The following is a 16,668-nucleotide window of genomic DNA, read 5'->3' on the forward strand; positions in this document are numbered from 1 at the left end:
CCGACAGCGCGAGACCCGAGCACCCAACCGTCCGGATGGGTCTCGGGTCCACTTCTCGCAGCTCAACGCAACGAGCGAATTCAGTACATCAGAACGGGATCGAGCACGGCGATCGGTTTCGGGGCACTCCGGGAACCGTGACGAGGCGTTCTTAGGGCGGCCACAGTCTCCTGCTGCGGTGTGCATGACCCTGCTGCCGAACCTGATCGGCATGACGGAGACGAACCAACCCCTCGAGATCGACATCGTCGTCCCCTGCTACAACGAGCAGGACACGCTCGCCGCGCACGTGCGACGACTGCACACGTTCTGCCGGACGTCGATGCACCACACCTGGCGGATCACGATCGCCGACAACGCCTCGACCGACGACACGGCGAGGATCGCGGACGACCTGGCCGCGATGCTGCCGGAGGTCCACGCCGTGCACCTGCCGGCGAAGGGCCGCGGCCGGGCGCTCAAGGCGGTGTGGGGCGCGTCCGAGGCGCAGGTCCTCGTGTACGTCGACGAGGACCTGTCCACCGATCTCGCCGCACTCGAGCCCCTCGTGGCGCCCCTGCTGTCCGGCCACTCGGACCTCGCGATCGGCACACGCCTCGCCGGGTCGTCCCGGGTCGTGCGCGGCAGCAAGCGCGAGTTCATCTCCCGCTCGTACAACCTGCTGCTCCGCACGACGATGGGCGTGGCGTTCTCCGACGCCCAGTGCGGGTTCAAGGCCGTCACCCGCGAGGCCGCGGAGCACCTCCTGCCGCTGTGCGAGGACGACGCGTGGTTCTTCGACACGGAACTCCTGGTGCTCGCCGAGCACGCCGGGCTGCGCGTCCACGAGGTCCCGGTCGACTGGGTGGACGACGTCATCTCCTCGGTGCACATCGCCTCGACCGCGACTGAGGACCTGAAGGGGATGTGGCGCGTGTCCCGCGGACTGGCGACCGGACGGATCCCCGTCGCGCGCGTCTACGAGGCGATCGGTCGACGCCCGTTCACCCCGCCGCACGTCGGCATCCTCGGCCAGGTCCTGCGCTTCGGAGCGATCGGCGTGTTGTCGACGATCGCCTTCGCCGTCCTGTACGCCCTGTTCCGCCCGGCGATCGGCGCCCAGACGGCGGACTTCCTCGCCCTGCTCCTCACCGCGATCGGCAACACCGCGCTGAACCGCCGCTTCACGTTCGGGGTGCGGGGCCGGGCCGGCGCCGGGATGCACCATGTGCAGGGGCTCGTCGTGTTCGGGATCGCCTGGGCCATCACGTCGGGGTCGCTCGTGGTCCTGCACGCCACCACACCGAGCGCCTCGCACGGGGCGGAGATCCTGGTGCTGACCGCTGCGAACCTCGTCGCGACGCTCGTGCGCTTCGTCCTGTTCAAGGCGTGGGTGTTCCGCTCCCGGCGCCGCCCCGAGCTCATCCGCCCCGGGTCGACCCCCGCGACCGACGCGGCGAGCCTCGCGGACACCGAGCCGATCCCGGTCGAGGAGCACCGCGCGGCGTGACGTCGTCCAGGCCGACGGCGAACCGCACGACCGGACGCACCTCGCACCATGGCCACCCGTGGTGCGAGGTGCGTCGGTTGTGCGAGTGCAGGCGGCGCCACGGGGACGCGCGATGCGGCGCGCGCGGCACATCGGGGCGCGACCACGGCGCGACACGGCACGGGCGGCGCGGGTCGACGCGACCACCAGCGCGGGGCGACGCGCGGTGGCGGACCCGCACCGTGCCTCCCGTCCAGCCGGTCTGTTGCGTCGGCGGTATACCAACCCGTAGCATCGCCTCACCGCACCACCCCCACAGGGCCCGACCGTCAGCACCCGACGGCCTGCCCGCGGCGAGCGCTCCGAGGATGCAGCGTGGCCGTCCGCTGCCTGTCGGCACACGCTCCACTGGACCCGCACGTGAACCACTCCTCCTTCGGTCTCTACGACCCTGCCCGCGAATCGAGCGACTGCGGGGTCGGCTTCATCACCCGTCTCGACGGGACGCCGACCCACGACGTCATCCGCAAGGGCGACGAAGCGCTGTGCTCGATCCCGCACCGCGGCGGCAAGTCCGCCGAGGGTGTCGGAGACGGCGCGGGCGTGAGCATCGACCTGTCGGTCGAGTTCTTCAGCGCGATCACCGGTGAGGCCCTGCGCGCCGGACACTTCGGTGTCGCGAACTGCTTCGTGCCGAGCGACGCCACGCCGACCGGTGCCGCCGAGCGTGCCGCCGCCGTCGCCACGGTGACCGACGCCATCGAGCACGAGGGCTTCGAACTGCTCATCGTCCGCGACGTGCCGGTGGACCACTCGGTCACGCGTCCCGAGGCGGAGCAGTACCAGCTCCCCATCGTGCAGTGGGTGTTCCGTGCGCCGTCGTCGTGGACCCGCGCGGACGTCGACGCCGCCGCCAACCGTGCGCTCCTCGCCGTCGAGCGCGTCTCGTACACGCAGGCCGCCGAGGCGCACGCCCCGCACGCCGCCCTGTACCCGCTGTCGCTCAGCGCGCGGACTCAGATCCTCAAGGGGCGGCTGAACTCGGGCGAGGTCATCTCGTACTTCCGCGACCTCACGGACCCGCGGCACTCGGTGCGGACGCTGTACTTCCACACCCGGTTCTCGACGAACACCGAGCCGCACCCGACGATGGCGCAGCCCTTCCGGCTCATGGCGCACAACGGCGAGCTGAACACCGACCGCAAGAACCGGCTGTCGGACGAGGCCCTGGCACGTGCCCGCACGCGGAGCATCGTGCGGCCGCCCGGGCAGTCGGACTCGAGCCGCCTCGACCAGACGCTGCAGAGCCGGGTGTTCGACGACGGGCTGGACATCGTCGAGGCCGTCGTCACGCTCATGCCGCCGGCGTGGGAGAACGACCGCACGCTGTCCGCCGTCGTGCGGGACATGCTCGAGTACTTCTCGCTGTACGAGGAGAAGAACGACGGGCCCGCCGCGGTGATCTTCAGCGACGGTGACGTGGTCGGGGCCCGGCTCGACCGGCTCGGCCTCCGTCCGCTGCGCACGGTGCAGACGGACGAGTACCTGATGGTGGCGTCCGAGGCCGGCCAGGTGACGTTCGAGCCGGAGGGCGTCGTGCACCGCGGCCGGATCGAGGCGGGCGGCATGCTCGTCGTCGACCACCGCTCCGGCACGGTGATGCGCTCGGACGAGGTGCTCCGGATGCTCGCGGCGCGCAAGCCCTACGCCGAGCTGCTCGACGCGGCCCGGGTGGACCTGGACGACCTGCCGGTGCCCGGCTACCAGCGCGGGACGACCACGCTCGGCTACGACGGCGACCTGTCGCTCGCGGGGCGGTACGTGGCGTACTCGCTGAACCAGGAGAGCTTCCGGTTCATGCTCGACCCGATGCTCGCCAACGGGTCGGAGCGGATCTCGGCGATGGGCTACGGCACCGCCATCAACGCGCTCAGCGACAGCGAGGGCGGCATGGCGAAGTACTTCTCGCAGCGCTTCGCCCAGGTGACGAACCCGCCGCTCGACTCGATCCGCGAGGCCGACGGCATGTCGATGCGCGTGGCGCTCGGCGCCAAGCCCGACGGGACGGGGTCGACGAGCCGCCAGCTCGTCGTGCAGTCCCCCGTGCTCGGGCACCTCGACATGGTGCGCCTGCGCGACCAGGACATCGTGCCGCTCGAACGCTTCGACATGCTCTACGTGCCGGTGCTGGGCGACGAGCAGGCGAACGCGGACGCGGTCCGCTCCGCGACGGAGCAGCTCGCCGAGGCGGTGGCGGCGTTCGCCGAGCGGTCCGGCGGCATCGCGGTGCTGACCGACCGCAGCGTGTCGTCGACGCACGCACCCCTCCCCGTGATCCTGGCCGTCGCCGCCGTCAACCAGCGACTCATCGAGACCGGCCTGCGGCTGCGGGTCTCGATCGTCGCCGAGTCCGGTCAGCTGCCATCGTCACACCACGTCGCCACCGCGCTCGGCTTCGGTGCCTCGGCTGTGTACAGCCTGTCGGCGCGGCTCCGTGCGGAGGAGAAGTACCCCGCCGAGGCTGCACCCGCGGGCGAGTCCACCGCGACCGACCTCGCCCTGAAGCGCTTCCGCAAGGCGGCCGAGAAGGCCCTCGCGAAGACGATGGGCCGTGTCGGGCTGTGCACCGCGGAGAGCTACATCGGCGGTGAGTTCTTCGAGCCGAACTACCTCGACACCGGCGACGACCTGTTCGCCCGGGTGTTCCCGCACATGGACGCCCCGGTCGGCGGTGTCGGCTTCGCCCGCATCGCGCAGGCCGCGACCGACTGGCACGAGCGTGCCCGGAGCGTCGACACCGAGGGCCAGGTGCCGCTGCTCGGGCTCTTCAAGGAGCGCTCGGACGGCGCCGGCCACTCGTTCGGCGTCGCGAGCGTCCGCGGCTTCGGCGGCATGACCGAGGAACGTCCGGCGTTCGAGCGCTCCGGCGACTCCGAGGCGCTGCGGCTGCTCACGCTCCGCCAGCTCGACGACTCGTTCGGCATCACCGACGCCGCCTACCGGAACACCGGGTACGACCGGCTGAGCGATGCCGAGATCGACGCGCACCGCATCACGCCGGGCTACGTGTCGTTCCTGCAGACGACGCACGAGGAGCGGTCCCGCCGCCCCGCTGCGCTCCGCGACGTGCTCGCACTGCCGGCGGACGTCACGGGCATCGACGAGGCGGAGGACTTCGCCCGCGAGCTCGGCCGCTTCGCGACGCGCGGCAACGCCAGCATCACGGTGCGTGGCCTGTCCGGGTCGCGTCCGGCGCCGGGTGACGACGAGCGGACGGGAGGCCCCACCCGCTTCCGCCTGCAGCTCACCTCCACGGGACCCACCGGAGCACTGCGCCACCGGGCCCTCGCGGACGGGCTCGCGCTCCTGCACCCCGGCCTGGTCGACGTCGACTCCGTCGCCGACGACCAGGTGACGCTCCGCGCCACCGGCGCCGCGGCCGACCTGCTCGGACTGCTGCAGCAGGCGCCCGCGAGCGTCGACGTCGCCGAGGTCCAGCCGGCGCACGAGATCACGCGCACGCTCGCATCCGGCGCGATGAGCCACGGAGCCCTCGTGGCCACCGCGCACGAGGCCGTCGCGCACGGCACGAACATGGTCGGCGGCATGTCGAACTCTGGTGAGGGCGGCGAGCACCACTCCCGCTACGGGACGATCCGCGGCTCGCGCATCAAGCAGTTCGCCTCCGGCCGGTTCGGCATCTGGGCGGGCTACCTCGCCGACCCGATGCTCGAGGAGCTCGAGATCAAGATCGGCCAGGGCGCCAAGCCCGGCGAGGGCGGCCAGCTCCCCGCGCCGAAGGTCACGGTGGACATCGCCGCGGCCCGAGGAGGCACGCCGGGCGTCGAGCTCATCTCGCCGCCGCCGCACCACGACACGTACTCGATCGAGGACCTCGCGCAGCTCATCCACGACTGCAAGGCCGCACGGGTCCGGGTGGTCGTGAAGCTCGTGTCCTCCGAGGGCATCGGCACGATCGCGGTCGGCGTCGCGAAGGCCGGCGCGGACGTCATCAACGTCGCCGGCAACACCGGCGGCACGGGCGCCGCGGCCGTCACGAGCCTGAAGTACGCCGGCCGCTCGGCGGAGATCGGCGTGGCCGAGGTGCACCAGGCCCTCGTGGCGAACGGCCTCCGCCAGAAGGTCACGCTCCGCTGCTCGGGCGCGCACCAGACCGGCTCCGACGTCGTCACGAGCGCCCTGCTCGGCGGTGACTCGTTCGAGTTCGGCACGACCGCGCTCATGATGCTCGGCTGCGTCATGGCGAAGAACTGCAACGTGAAGTGCCCGGCCGGCCTCACCACGAACGCCGAGGCGTTCGAGGGTGACCCGCGTGCACTGGCGCAGTACCTGCTCAACATCGCGCACGACGTGCGGCAGATCCTCGCCCGCCTCGGCCTGCGCTCCCTGCGCGAGGCCCGTGGTCGCACGGACCTGCTGCAGCTCCTCGACCACCCCGCGTCCGTCGGTCGGCTCGACGTCCGGAACCTGCTCGCGCAGGTGCCCGAGAAGGTCGTCACCGACCCGGAGTACCTCGAGAAGGACTACCGCACCGACGATGCCCTCATCGAGCAGGTGCGTGCCGCGCTCGTCGACGGGCACGAGCACTCCCTGACCGTGGACGGCATCGCCCTGGGCAACGCGGACAAGTCGGTCGGGGGCCAGCTCGGCATCGACGTCGAGCGCATCCTCAACCACGAGCTGCGCGGCGTCGACCTGTCGGCGCACCCAGCGATCACGACCGACGACCGCGGTCGCCGTCGCCTCGTCGACGGCGCGCTGACGATCCGCACGAGCGGCTCGGCCGGGCAGTCCTACGGCGTGTTCACGAACGACGGCACCACCCTCGAGCACGTCGGCACGGCGAACGACGGCGTCGGCAAGAGCCAGTCCGGCGGCCGGATCGTCGTGCGCGCACCCGGCGGCGGCAGCGTCGAGCGCGGCGGGAACGTCCTCGTCGGCAACTTCGCGCTGTTCGGCGCCACGGGCGGACGGACGTTCGTCGAGGGTGAGGCGGGCGACCGGTTCGCCGTCCGGAACTCCGGTGCGACCGCGGTCGTCGAGGGCGTCGGCGACTTCGGCTGCGAGTACATGACCGGCGGCGCCGTGTTCAACCTCGGCGGCTACGGCAAGGGTCTCGGCAACGGCATGTCCGGCGGGTTCCTCTACCAGTACGACCCGTCCGGCGCGGTGACCGAGCGGGCGAGCACCGACTCGCTCCTCGTGTTCCCCGTGACCGAGACCGAGCGCGGCGCCTTCCACGAGGCCGCCGCGAAGCTCCTGCTCGCGTGGCACGTCGAGGCCACCGGGTCGACCCTGGCCGGACGGCTGCTCGCCGAGTGGGAGACCACCCGTGAGCACGTGTACGTCGGCATGCCGCGGGCACTCCTCCTCAGCCAGGACGCCGACGAGATCCTCGCCGCCGCGACCCGGCCCGAGCTGCTCGACGAGCTCGCGAACTCGGTGGCGACGGACAAGCTCCGCGCGTTCAAGGTCGACTACCGCGACCAGCGCACCGTCCTCGACGGCCGGGCCCCCGCGCTCGGCGACCAGGGCGACGACATGTTCTCGTTGCTGTCGTCGTACGCGGTGCTCGGCGTCGCACAGGACGTGGCGCAGGAGCGGGTCCCGGGCGCCGGTCCGAACGACCCCCGCGTGACCGAGGCGGTCCGGAACCTCGTGCTGACCGAGGACTTCCAGGTCAAGCAGCGCGTCGTGAAGTACCTCCGCGGCACGTTCGACCGGTTCGCGGACGACGAGCTCGCGACCCTCATCGCCGTGAAGCGGCTCGACGACGCGAAGCGGGCCCTCGCGCAGCGGAACAACCGCAGCGCGGACATGCCGGGCACCACGGGGTGGATCATGCACCAGAACGCCAAGAACGCCGGACGCGTGCGAGCGGCACGCTTCGACGAGCTGCTCGCGAACGCGGCCCTCGAGGACCTCGCCGGCCGCGCCCCGCAGGCACCGACCGAGGCGGTGTCCGCATGAGCACGCTCCCGCCCACCGGGCAGCTCATCCCGGTCGACGCCCCGTTCTCGGCCGCGCAGGAGTCCTGGCTCGCCGGGTTCATCGCCGGCATCGCCGCCGCGGGCAAGCGCGCCGCCGGCGGTGCCCCGACCACGACGGTCGACGTGCTGTTCGGCACGCAGACCGGCAACGCCGAGTTCCTCGCCGACGAGCTCGTCGCCGGCGCGAAGGCCCGCGGGCTCGGCGGCCGGGCGACCCCGCTCGACGCCGTGACCCCGGAGCAGCTCGCCGGCATGTCGCACGTGCTCGTCGTGACCTCGACGTACGGCGAGGGCGAGATGCCCGACAACGCCGGACTGTTCTGGGACGCGATCCAGGCGTCGACCGTCCCGCGGCTCGAGGGCCTGCAGTACGCGGTGCTCGGCCTCGGCGACACGAGCTACGACGAGTTCTGCCAGGCCGGCAAGCTCCTCGACACCCGCTTCGAGCAGCTCGGCGCGACGCGGATCCACGAACGCGTGGACTGCGACGTCGACTTCGAGGACCCCGCGGCGCTCTGGAGCGCCGCGGTCCTCGACCGCCTGGCCGCCGAGGCGGGGGCCAGGCCGGGTGCCGGCAGCCACGGTGCGGGCGGCCCCGCCGCCGACACGACCACCCCGCCCGCCGCAGCCGGCGGGGCAGGGGCGAGCCGTACCTCCCGGCCGGGGTCGCAGTGGAACAAGCGCAACCCGTACCGCGCGCCGCTCGTCGTGAACCGGCTGCTCTCGTCGCCGCGCAGTGCGAAGGAGATCCGGCACTTCGAGTTCGCGCTCGGCGACTCGGGCATCGAGTACGCCGCGGGTGACGCACTCGCGGTCGTGCCGCACAACGACCCGGCACTCGTCGACCAGCTGCTCGGGCACCTCGGCGCGGACGGCTCCGCGGACGTCGACGGGCGACCGCTCGCCGAGGTCCTACGGCTCGACCGCGAGATCCGCACGCCGTCGAAGGACCTCGTGGCCGACCTCGTGCAGCGTGCCCCGGCGTCGGAGCTCGCGGCCGTCGTGTCGCACGGGGACAAGCACGAGCTCGACCGGTGGCTCTGGGGGCGCGACGTCCTCGACCTGCTCCGCGACGCCGGCAGCGCGGCGCCGACGATGGAGGAGCTGCTGCCGAACCTCCGTGGTCTGCAGGCGCGCCAGTACTCGATCTCGTCGAGCCCGCTCGCGCACCCGGATCGCATCCACCTGACGATCGCTTCCGTCCGGTACGGCGACGTCCACCGGTCGCACGCCGGTGTCGCGTCCACGTACCTGGCCGACCGGGTGCAGGCGGACGGCGAGGTCGACGTGTACCTCCAGCCGAACGCGGCGTTCGGGGTGCCCGCTGACAGCGATGCCCCGATGGTCATGATCGGCCCCGGCACGGGCATCGCGCCGTTCCGCGGGTTCCTGCACGAGCGCGCCGCCGCGGGTGCTTCGGGTGCGAACTGGCTGTTCTTCGGCGACCAGCACCGCGACACGGACTTCGTGTACGAGGACGAGCTCATCGATCTGCAGGAGCGTGGCGTGCTGACGCGGCTCGGCCTGGCGTTCTCGCGTGACCAGGCCGAGAAGGTCTACGTGCAGACGCGGATGCGGGAGCAGGCGGCGGAGCTGTACCGGTGGCTCGAGGACGGCGCGTTCGTGTACGTGTGCGGCGACGCGTCGCGCATGGCGAAGGACGTCGAGCAGGCGCTGCTCGACGTGGTCGCGGAGCAGCGGGGGCGCGGGGCGGAGGACGCGGCGGCGTACGTCGCCGACCTCCGGCGTGCGAAGCGGTACGTGCGCGACGTGTACTGAGGCGCGGGGCGCGGGCCGGATCGCTCGTGGGCGGCCGGATCGCTCGTGGGCGGCCGGATCGCTCGTGGGCGGCCGAATCGCGCGAGGTTGGCGGAATCGCGCGAGGTTGGCGGAATCGCGCGAGGTTGGCGGAATCGCTCGTGGTTGACCGAATCGCTCGTAGGGAGCCGGAAGAAACGACCTCCTACGAGCGATTCGGCATCCCAATGCGGGCGTGATGGGTCGGAACGTCGCGCGATGCCGATGCGCTGGTGCGTGGTGACGGACGGGAGGCGCGGTGCCAGCCGGCACGCGCCTCCCGTCCGTCGTCCGGTCCCGTCGGCACCGCGAGAGCGACAGTCCGGCGGACGTCCACGACGTCGGTGCCGCGGAAGCGACAGATCTCGCGGGCAGGGCGGCGGCATCCTGTCGCTTTCGCGAAAGCGACACGACGCACCGCACCGCACCGCACCGCACGGCCCCCTTGCGCACCGCCACACCCCGGCGTAACGTACAACCAGATGGTTTCACGAACCGGACTCTCCGACGCCGAGGTCGACCGCGTGTTCCACGCGCTCGCCGACGCCACGAGGCGGGACATCGTGCGGCGGACCCTCGTCGACGGTGTCACGGTCTCGGCCCTCGCGGCGGCCTACGACATGTCGTTCGCCGCCGTGCAGAAGCACGTCACCGTCCTCGAGGGAGCAGGACTCGTGACCAAGGAACCCCGCGGGCGCGTCCGCATCGTGCGCGCCGACCCCGAGCAGCTCGACCGCGTGCGCGGGCTGCTCGAGGACTTCGGCCGACTCTGGAACGCCCGCATCGACCGACTCGACACCCTGCTCGCCAGCGACGACGAGCCCTGACGAGCACCACCGAGAAGACGACGACCCACACCGACTCGACGAGGAGCCTCCATGCCCGTGACCAGCGTCCACACCGATCCGGAAGCCCTGACGACCACCCTCGTCGCGGACTTCCCCGTCCCCGTCGAACGGCTCTGGGGTGCCTTCACCGACCCGCGGCAGCTCGAGCGGTTCTGGGGCCCGCCCGGCTTCCCCGCGACCTTCTCCGAGTTCGACCTCCGCCCCGGCGGCCGCGCCCGCTACGACATGACCGGCCCCGAGGGCGACGTCTACCGCTCGGTCTGGCTCGTCATCACCGTGGACGAACCGACGCGACTCGCGTTCGACGACCTCTTCGCCACCGAGGACGGCGAGGTCGACCCCGCACAGCCGACGAGCACGAGCGTCCTCGACTTCGAGCCGACCGAGGCCGGCTCACGCGTCCGGATCACGACGACGTTCCCGGACGCCGACGCGCTCGAGACCCTGGTCGCGATGGGCATGGAACAGGGTTACGCCCAGGCGTTCGGGCAGCTCGACCGGGTGCTCGCGGACCTCCGGGAGTACGCGCTCGGGAAGGGCGTCCTCACCGAGGTCGTCGACGACACGCACGTCCGCTTCACCCGAGCGTTCGCGGCACCGCGCCACCTGGTGTGGCGGGCGCACACCGAGCCCGAGCTCGTGCGGCGGTGGCTGCTCGGCCCGGACGGCTGGGAGATGACCGTGTGCGACAACGATCTCCGACCGGGCGGCCGGTTCCGGCAGGCCTGGGCTCCCGTCGGCGACACCGAGGGCGAGCCGTTCGGCTTCGAGGGCGAGAACACCGTCGTGCGGCCCGAACGCCGGATCGTCAGCACGGAGGCGATGACCGGCGCGCCGTACCCGCCGAACACGAACGACCTGACCCTCGACGAGGTCGACGGGTCCACTCTCCTGACGCTCCTGGTCACGTACCCGAGCGTCGAGCAGCGGGACGTGATCCTCGCCACCGGCATGACCGACGGCATGGAGGCGAGCTACCAGCGCCTGGAGCGCGAGCTGCTCGCGACGGCGTGACCCGTCGCGTCACAGCGTGACCAGCAGACGGACGGGAGGCCCGTGGCGGCGCCGCCACGGGCCTCCCGTCCGTCACGCGGTCGCGTCCGCACCGCGGGAGCGACAGAGGCGCGGACACGGCGCGCGTCGGTGCCGCACGAGCGACAGATGTGGCGGGCCGGACCGCGCTGTCCTGTCGCTTTCGCGAAAGCGACAGAACGCGGACGCGACACCGCGCGCGGCGCGCGGCGTCAGGCCCCTGTGGCCTCATAGTGCCGGGCACCGCCGCGCACCCCGGCGAACCGGTACGGCGCCGTCGTGACCCGGGGACGCTCGACGTCCTCGCTCGTCGCGGCTCCGGCGGCGTGCAGCTCCCGGTACGCCTCGACCGTCAGCGGGACGCGCGCCTCGAGGAGGGTCCGGACCCGCCCCTCCCGGCGGTGCGACCGGTAGTCGGGCTGCACGATGCCGGTCAGCAGCTCCCCCACGCTCCCCGACCCGTAGCTGAACATCGCGATCCGCTCGCCGGCGAGGTCGTCGTCGAGGTCGAGCAGCGCAGCGAGGCCGATCCAGATCGACGCCGTGTAGGTGTTGCCGGTCTGCCGGTTGTACGTGAAGCCCAGGGCGAGCTCGGCGTCCTCGAACGGCTGGCCGACGTGCTGCGCGAGCTTCCGGTGCGCCTTGATCGCCATCTTCGTGAACGGCTGGTGGTGCACCCAGCGGCCGATGTCCTGGTAGCCGGGGCCACACTGCGCGACGAGGTCGTCCCACGCCCCGACGAACGCGTCGACGTAGGCGGTGACGGACAGCCGACCGTCGACGAGCGCGGTCGAGCGGTCGTTTGGCCGCCAGAAGTCGTCGACATCGGCGGTGAACACCCCGGCCGCGGCCTCGATCTCGATGAGGTCCGGGTCGGCTGACACGAGGATCGCCGCGGCGCCGGCACCCTGGGTGGGCTCGGCCGCGGTGTCGACGTCGTACCGTGCGACGTCGGCGGCGATGACGAGCACCCGCTCGTGGGGCGCCCGCGCGACGATGCCGAGGGCGAGCTGGACGGCCGCGGTCCCGCCGTAGCAGGCCTGCTTCAGCTCCACGACACGGACGGACTGCGGCAGGCCGAGCAACCCGTGCACGAACACCCCGGCGGCCTTCGACTGGTCCACGCCCGACTCGGTCGCGAACAGGACCGTGCGGATGCCCTCGACGCCGTGGCGGTCGATGACCTCCTTCGCGGCGGCCGCGCCCATCGTCACGATGTCCTCGTCGGGCGCCGGAACGCTGAAGGCGTCCTGGCCGATCCCGACGTGGTACTTCGCCGGGTCGACGCCGGTCGTCGCCGCGAGGTCGTCGAGGTCGAGGACGTGGTGTCCGGTCGCGATCGCGATGTCGTGGATGCCGATGGCGGTCATGCTGCACCTCCTGCTGCTGCGCCGCGTCGTTCCATCGCGACGTGCGCGGCCATGAGTTCTCCGGGGTTCGTCTGGGCGGCGAGGAGCGACAGCTCACCGCAGAGCACCGTCGCGGCGCACAGGGCTGCCAGGCGACGGGCGTTCTCGCCGGGCGCGCGGTCCTCGCGGCAACCGAGCCGCACGAGGGCGTCCTCGACGACGGGCAGGTCCCCGCCCTTGCCGTTGCCGACCGTCCCCACGATGAGGTGCGGCAGCGCGGTCGAGAAGTACAGGTCGTCCCCGCGCACCGACGCGCTCGTGATGCCCTGGGAGCCCTCGACGATGTTCGCTGCGTCCTGCCCGGTGGCGAGGTAGAACCCGAGCAGCATGTTCGCGTAGTGCGCGTTCGCGGAGCGCAGCGCCCCGGCGAGCGTGGAGCCGACGAGGTTCTTGGCGACGTTGAGCTCGGCGATCTTCTCCGGCGTCGACCGCAGGCGCTTCGCGACGACCTCGCCCGGGATGACGATCTCGGCGATGGTGTTCCGACCACGACCACGGATGCCGTTCACCGCCGTGGCCTTCTTGTCGGTGCAGAAGTTGCCCGAGATGCTGACGTACTGCAGCTCCGGCTCCCACGCGAGGATCGCCGGCAGGAGCCTGTCCGCCGCCTGCGTGACCATGTTGTGCCCGGAGGCGTCGCCCGTGGTGAACGCGAAGCGCAGGAACAGCAGGTCGCCGACGATCTCCGGGTGCACCTCGATGAGCTTCGCGAACCGGCTCTGTCCGGCGACGAGGGCCTCGAGCTCGCCCTGGCGCGCGAGGATGCGCCCGGTCGCGGCGTGCGCGGCGGCGGCGCTCGACGCCCGGACCACGACGGACCGGGTCATGCGCTCGTCGACGACGGTCGCGACGATGCCGCCCTCGACCATCCGCGAGATGCGGGCACCACGGCCGACCGACGGCCACAGCGGCGACTCGTACGTGGCGAGCGGGACCTCGTGCTCGCCCTCGACAGCGTTGCCGCTCACCCGGATCGGCCCGACCCACCTGGTCGGGATCGGGGTGGTGGTCGTGTCAGTCATCGAGGTCTCCTTCGGGCGCCTGCACCGCGACGCTGAGGTGCCTGATGTCGTGCGCCTCCCAGGCGCGGTGGATGGCGGTGAGGTCGGTGTCCGCCGGGACGAGGGCGATGCCGCAGTCACCGCCGCCGGCACCGGACGGCTTCGCCGCCCCGCCGGCCCGCTCGACCACGTCGCACAGGGTGGCGAGGCGCTCGGTCTCGATCTGCGACCCCACGGACGCGCCGAGGCGCTGCAGCAGGACGCGGGCGCGGCGGAGCGCGTCGAGCGTCCGCTCCGTGTCGCCGGTCTGGAGGCCCGTGGTCAGGTCGTCGACGCAGGTCCGGCTCTCGTCGAGGAACGCCTGGTACCCGCCGTTCCGGTGCTCGCGGACGACGCTGACGAGCTTCGTGGTCGACGCGGGCGAGCCGGTCCAGCCGACGAGGAGCTCCAGGTCCGCCGGTGCGGGCAGCCGCTCGACGTCGAAGCCCGTCCAGGCGTCCGCGTCGTCGAGGATGCCCGACACGCTGCCGTCCCCGCGGTCCGGCGCGTGCTGCAGCATCGCGGCGAGGAGTTCGCGGTCCGGGGCGCTGTAGCGCAGCCAACCGCCGAAGGTGCTCGCGGCGAGGTCACCCCCGGACGCGCGCGGGTTGACCCGGATGGTCGCCAGGAGCGCCACCCGGAACCGGTCACGCTGCGTCAGCCCGAGGCCGTAGAAGCGGTCGAGCGCGCCGACGGTCGCGACCGTGACGGCGGCGGAGGAGCCGAGGCCGAACTTCCGGCCGCTCGCGTCGTCGAGCTGGCTCTGGATCCGGAGGTCGTGGAAGCGCGGGGCGATGCCGCGTTCGGCCCGGAGCTTCTCGACGAGGTCGATCGTCGCCATGACGTAGTCGTAGGGGTGGTGCTCGCGGTCGAGGGCGAGGCCGTCCGCCGCCCGGGTCCAGGTCAGCGGCAGGTGCCCGTACTCCTCGGAGTGCACGCTCCCCGATCCGTGGCCCTCGCTGACCCGGGCCGTGATGGCACGGTCGAGCGCGATGAGCACGGACGGCTGCCCGGGTTCGACGACGGCGTACTCCCCCGCGACGAACAGCTTGCCGTGGGCGCGGAACTCGATCACTCGGCGGTCTCCTCGGGTCGGTCGACGCCCGGCGCGGGCGCCTCCGGTCCTTCGGAGCGGACGAGGCGCGCGCCTGGTCCGGTGCCGGACTCGATGACGTCGCCGTGCCCGGCGAGTGCGGTGGCGACGGCGGCGCGGTCCTCGGGCGTGGTGAGGACGACCACGTTCGGCCCGGCGTCGGCCGTGGCGTACGCCCGGAGTCCGGCGGCGCGGAGCTCCGCGACGGCGTCGAACACGGCGACGCTGCGGGCGGTGAGGTACCGGATCGGGGGGAAGGCGCCCTCGATCGTGGCGTGCATGCGGAGCGCGTTGCTCTCAGTGAGCTCGCCGATCCGGGTGAAGTCGCCCGCGGCGCACGCCGTCAGCATGTCGGTGACGGTCTCGGTGGTCGAGGTGACCCAGGCCGGGTAGAACGGCGAGGTCGCGATGGTGCGGCGCATCGCCTCGCGCGACCCGATCGGCTTCGGGCCGGCGTCGATCGTGACGACGACCATCGCCATCGGCGGCGCGGGGACGGTCTCGGCGAAGGAGCCCGCGTCGTCGCCGGCGTGCCAGACGCTGACTCCGCCGGGGATCGACCGCGTGGCCGATCCCGAGCCGCGTCGGGCGAGCCGGGACAGGTCGCGCTCGGACAGGTCGAGCCCGTACGCGGCGGCCGCGGCGGTGGCGAGCGCGGCGAACCCCGACGCGCTCGAAGCGAGCCCGGCACCGGTCGGGACGGTGTTCTCACTGACGACGTCGGCCCGCACGCGCGACCCGGCCAGCTCCCGGACGAGGTCGAGGAACTCCGTGACCCGGACGAGCGGGCCGTCGTCGACCGCCGCGCCGTTCAGGACGAGCGTGTCCGCCGGGGCGTCGGTGAGCGTGACCGTGGTCGTGGTCGGGAACACGTCGAGGCCCATCGAGACGCTGCCGGTCGCGGGGAGCGCGAGGTGCGCGTCAGCCTTGCCCCAGTACTTGACGAGGGCGATGTTGGGGTGCGCGACGGCCGTTGCGGTGGTCATGCGCGGTCTCCGATCGTGGTGGTCCAGGTGGCTGCGGCCCCGGCGCCGCGGAGGGCGGTCCCGATGCGGTCCGCGTGGTCGTCGGCGGCGGCGAGGACGAGGACGCACCCGCCGCGCCCGCCGCCGGTGAGCTTCGCCCCGAGGGCGCCCGCGCCACGAGCGGTCGCCACGAGCCGGTCGAGGTCGGTGCTCGACACGTCGAGCCCGCCGAGCAGGTCGTGCGCCGCATCCATCGTGGCACCGAGCGCCTGGGCGTCACCGTCCTCGAGTGTCCCCCGTGCGCGACGGGCGAGGTCGCCGATGGCCTCGATGGCCCGACGGGTGGCGGCGGGGTCGCGTTCGAGGCGCTCGCGGACCGAGGCGACCGCCTCGCGCGTGTGGCCCGGGACGCCGGTGTCGGCGACGACGAAGACGAAGCGGCCGCCGAGCACCACCGGCTCGACCCGACCGCCGTCGAACCACACCGGCGCGTCGGCCACGACCCCGCGCGCGTCGAGTCCGGAGGGACGCCCGTGCGCGACGCGTTCGCACTCCTGGACGAGCTCGTGGTGGGCCTCGGCGTCGAGCGCGATCCCGAAGGCGTCGGCCACGGCGGCGGTGACGGCGGCGGCCACGGCGGCGCTCGAGCCCATCCCCCGGGCGGTCGGCACGGCGCTCTCGACCCGGACGTGCACCGGCTGGTCGGGGACCCCGAGCCAGCGGAGCGTCGCGGTGACGGCGGTGACGGTGGGCAGGACGGCTGCGGGCGCGACGTCGAGCGGCCCGGTGTGCACGGCGGACTCGAGGCTGCTGCCGACCCCGGCGGCGAGCGGTTCGACGGTCGCGGTGACCCGCACGTCGGTCACCGGCAGCACGAGTGCGGGTGCGCCGTGGACCACGGCGTGCTCACCGATCAGGATCGTCTTGCCGTGGGACGACGCCGTACCGGTACGGGGAGTCGTGCTGTGCGCGGGGTGGTTGCTGGTCATCGTGGGTCACGTCAGC

At 72.7% G+C, this 16,668-nt stretch carries 10 protein-coding genes; 5 read left to right on the plus strand and 5 right to left on the minus strand.

Annotation, left to right across the window (positions count from 1 at the left end):
- Nucleotides 1-211: 211 nt before the first annotated feature.
- From Csp2054_RS05760 to Csp2054_RS05780, 5 genes are all read left to right on the plus strand, one after another.
- Nucleotides 212-1,489: a bifunctional glycosyltransferase family 2/GtrA family protein gene (locus Csp2054_RS05760; RefSeq protein ID WP_217990869.1), complete on the plus strand. Its 1,278-nt coding sequence runs from the start codon at nucleotides 212-214 to the stop codon at nucleotides 1,487-1,489.
- A 399-nt stretch (nucleotides 1,490-1,888) separates the two neighbouring features.
- Complete coding sequence (locus Csp2054_RS05765; RefSeq protein WP_096898352.1) at nucleotides 1,889-7,459, plus strand: glutamate synthase-related protein; 5,571 nt, start codon at nucleotides 1,889-1,891, stop codon at nucleotides 7,457-7,459.
- The gene (locus Csp2054_RS05770) at nucleotides 7,456-9,258 is read left to right on the plus strand and encodes a sulfite reductase subunit alpha (protein WP_096898353.1); all 1,803 of its coding nucleotides are present in this window, start codon (nucleotides 7,456-7,458) and stop codon (nucleotides 9,256-9,258) included. Before Csp2054_RS05765 ends, Csp2054_RS05770 begins: the two co-directional genes overlap by 4 nt.
- Nucleotides 9,259-9,758: 500 nt before the next feature.
- On the plus strand, nucleotides 9,759-10,103 hold the full coding sequence (locus Csp2054_RS05775) for an ArsR/SmtB family transcription factor (RefSeq protein WP_096898354.1): 345 nt from the start codon (nucleotides 9,759-9,761) through the stop codon (nucleotides 10,101-10,103).
- Nucleotides 10,104-10,154: 51 nt separating this feature from the next.
- Complete coding sequence (locus tag Csp2054_RS05780; RefSeq protein ID WP_096898355.1) at nucleotides 10,155-11,138, plus strand: SRPBCC family protein; 984 nt, start codon at nucleotides 10,155-10,157, stop codon at nucleotides 11,136-11,138.
- A gap of 230 nt (nucleotides 11,139-11,368) precedes the next feature.
- Here the strand turns inward: Csp2054_RS05780 and Csp2054_RS05785 are convergent, their stop codons facing one another.
- From Csp2054_RS05785 to mvk, 5 genes are read right to left on the minus strand one after another with little or no spacing between them, the layout of a single operon-like run.
- A complete protein-coding gene (locus Csp2054_RS05785) occupies nucleotides 11,369-12,526 on the minus strand; it encodes a hydroxymethylglutaryl-CoA synthase (RefSeq protein WP_096898356.1) in 1,158 nt (385 codons plus the stop codon).
- A complete protein-coding gene (locus Csp2054_RS05790) occupies nucleotides 12,523-13,587 on the minus strand; it encodes a hydroxymethylglutaryl-CoA reductase (protein ID WP_096898357.1) in 1,065 nt (354 codons plus the stop codon). The genes Csp2054_RS05785 and Csp2054_RS05790 overlap by 4 nt, the downstream gene beginning before the upstream one ends.
- Complete coding sequence (locus Csp2054_RS05795) at nucleotides 13,580-14,680, minus strand: phosphomevalonate kinase (protein WP_096898358.1); 1,101 nt, start codon at nucleotides 14,678-14,680, stop codon at nucleotides 13,580-13,582. The genes Csp2054_RS05790 and Csp2054_RS05795 overlap by 8 nt, the downstream gene beginning before the upstream one ends.
- Entirely contained in the window at nucleotides 14,677-15,684 is a 1,008-nt protein-coding gene (mvaD, locus tag Csp2054_RS05800) for a diphosphomevalonate decarboxylase (RefSeq protein ID WP_096898359.1), read from the minus strand. Before mvaD ends, Csp2054_RS05795 begins: the two co-directional genes overlap by 4 nt.
- Nucleotides 15,681-16,652, minus strand: a complete 972-nt coding sequence (gene mvk, locus Csp2054_RS05805) for a mevalonate kinase (RefSeq protein WP_096898360.1) — start codon at nucleotides 16,650-16,652, stop codon at nucleotides 15,681-15,683. The genes mvaD and mvk overlap by 4 nt, the downstream gene beginning before the upstream one ends.
- Nucleotides 16,653-16,668 lie beyond the last annotated feature (16 nt).

This window comes from Curtobacterium sp. 'Ferrero', from assembly GCF_002412165.1.
Taxonomy (GTDB): Bacteria; Actinomycetota; Actinomycetes; order Actinomycetales; family Microbacteriaceae; genus Curtobacterium.

Coding starts and splice junctions, on each gene's coding strand:
- Csp2054_RS05760 (WP_217990869.1), top strand. CDS start 212: ATGACGGAGACGAACCAACCCCTCGAGATCGACATCGTCGTCCCCTGC.
- Csp2054_RS05780 (WP_096898355.1), top strand. CDS start 10,155: ATGCCCGTGACCAGCGTCCACACCGATCCGGAAGCCCTGACGACCACC.
- Csp2054_RS05775 (WP_096898354.1), top strand. CDS start 9,759: ATGGTTTCACGAACCGGACTCTCCGACGCCGAGGTCGACCGCGTGTTC.
- Csp2054_RS05790 (WP_096898357.1), bottom strand. CDS start 13,587: ATGACTGACACGACCACCACCCCGATCCCGACCAGGTGGGTCGGGCCG.
- Csp2054_RS05770 (WP_096898353.1), top strand. CDS start 7,456: ATGAGCACGCTCCCGCCCACCGGGCAGCTCATCCCGGTCGACGCCCCG.
- Csp2054_RS05785 (WP_096898356.1), bottom strand. CDS start 12,526: ATGACCGCCATCGGCATCCACGACATCGCGATCGCGACCGGACACCAC.
- mvk (WP_096898360.1), bottom strand. CDS start 16,652: ATGACCAGCAACCACCCCGCGCACAGCACGACTCCCCGTACCGGTACG.
- mvaD (WP_096898359.1), bottom strand. CDS start 15,684: ATGACCACCGCAACGGCCGTCGCGCACCCCAACATCGCCCTCGTCAAG.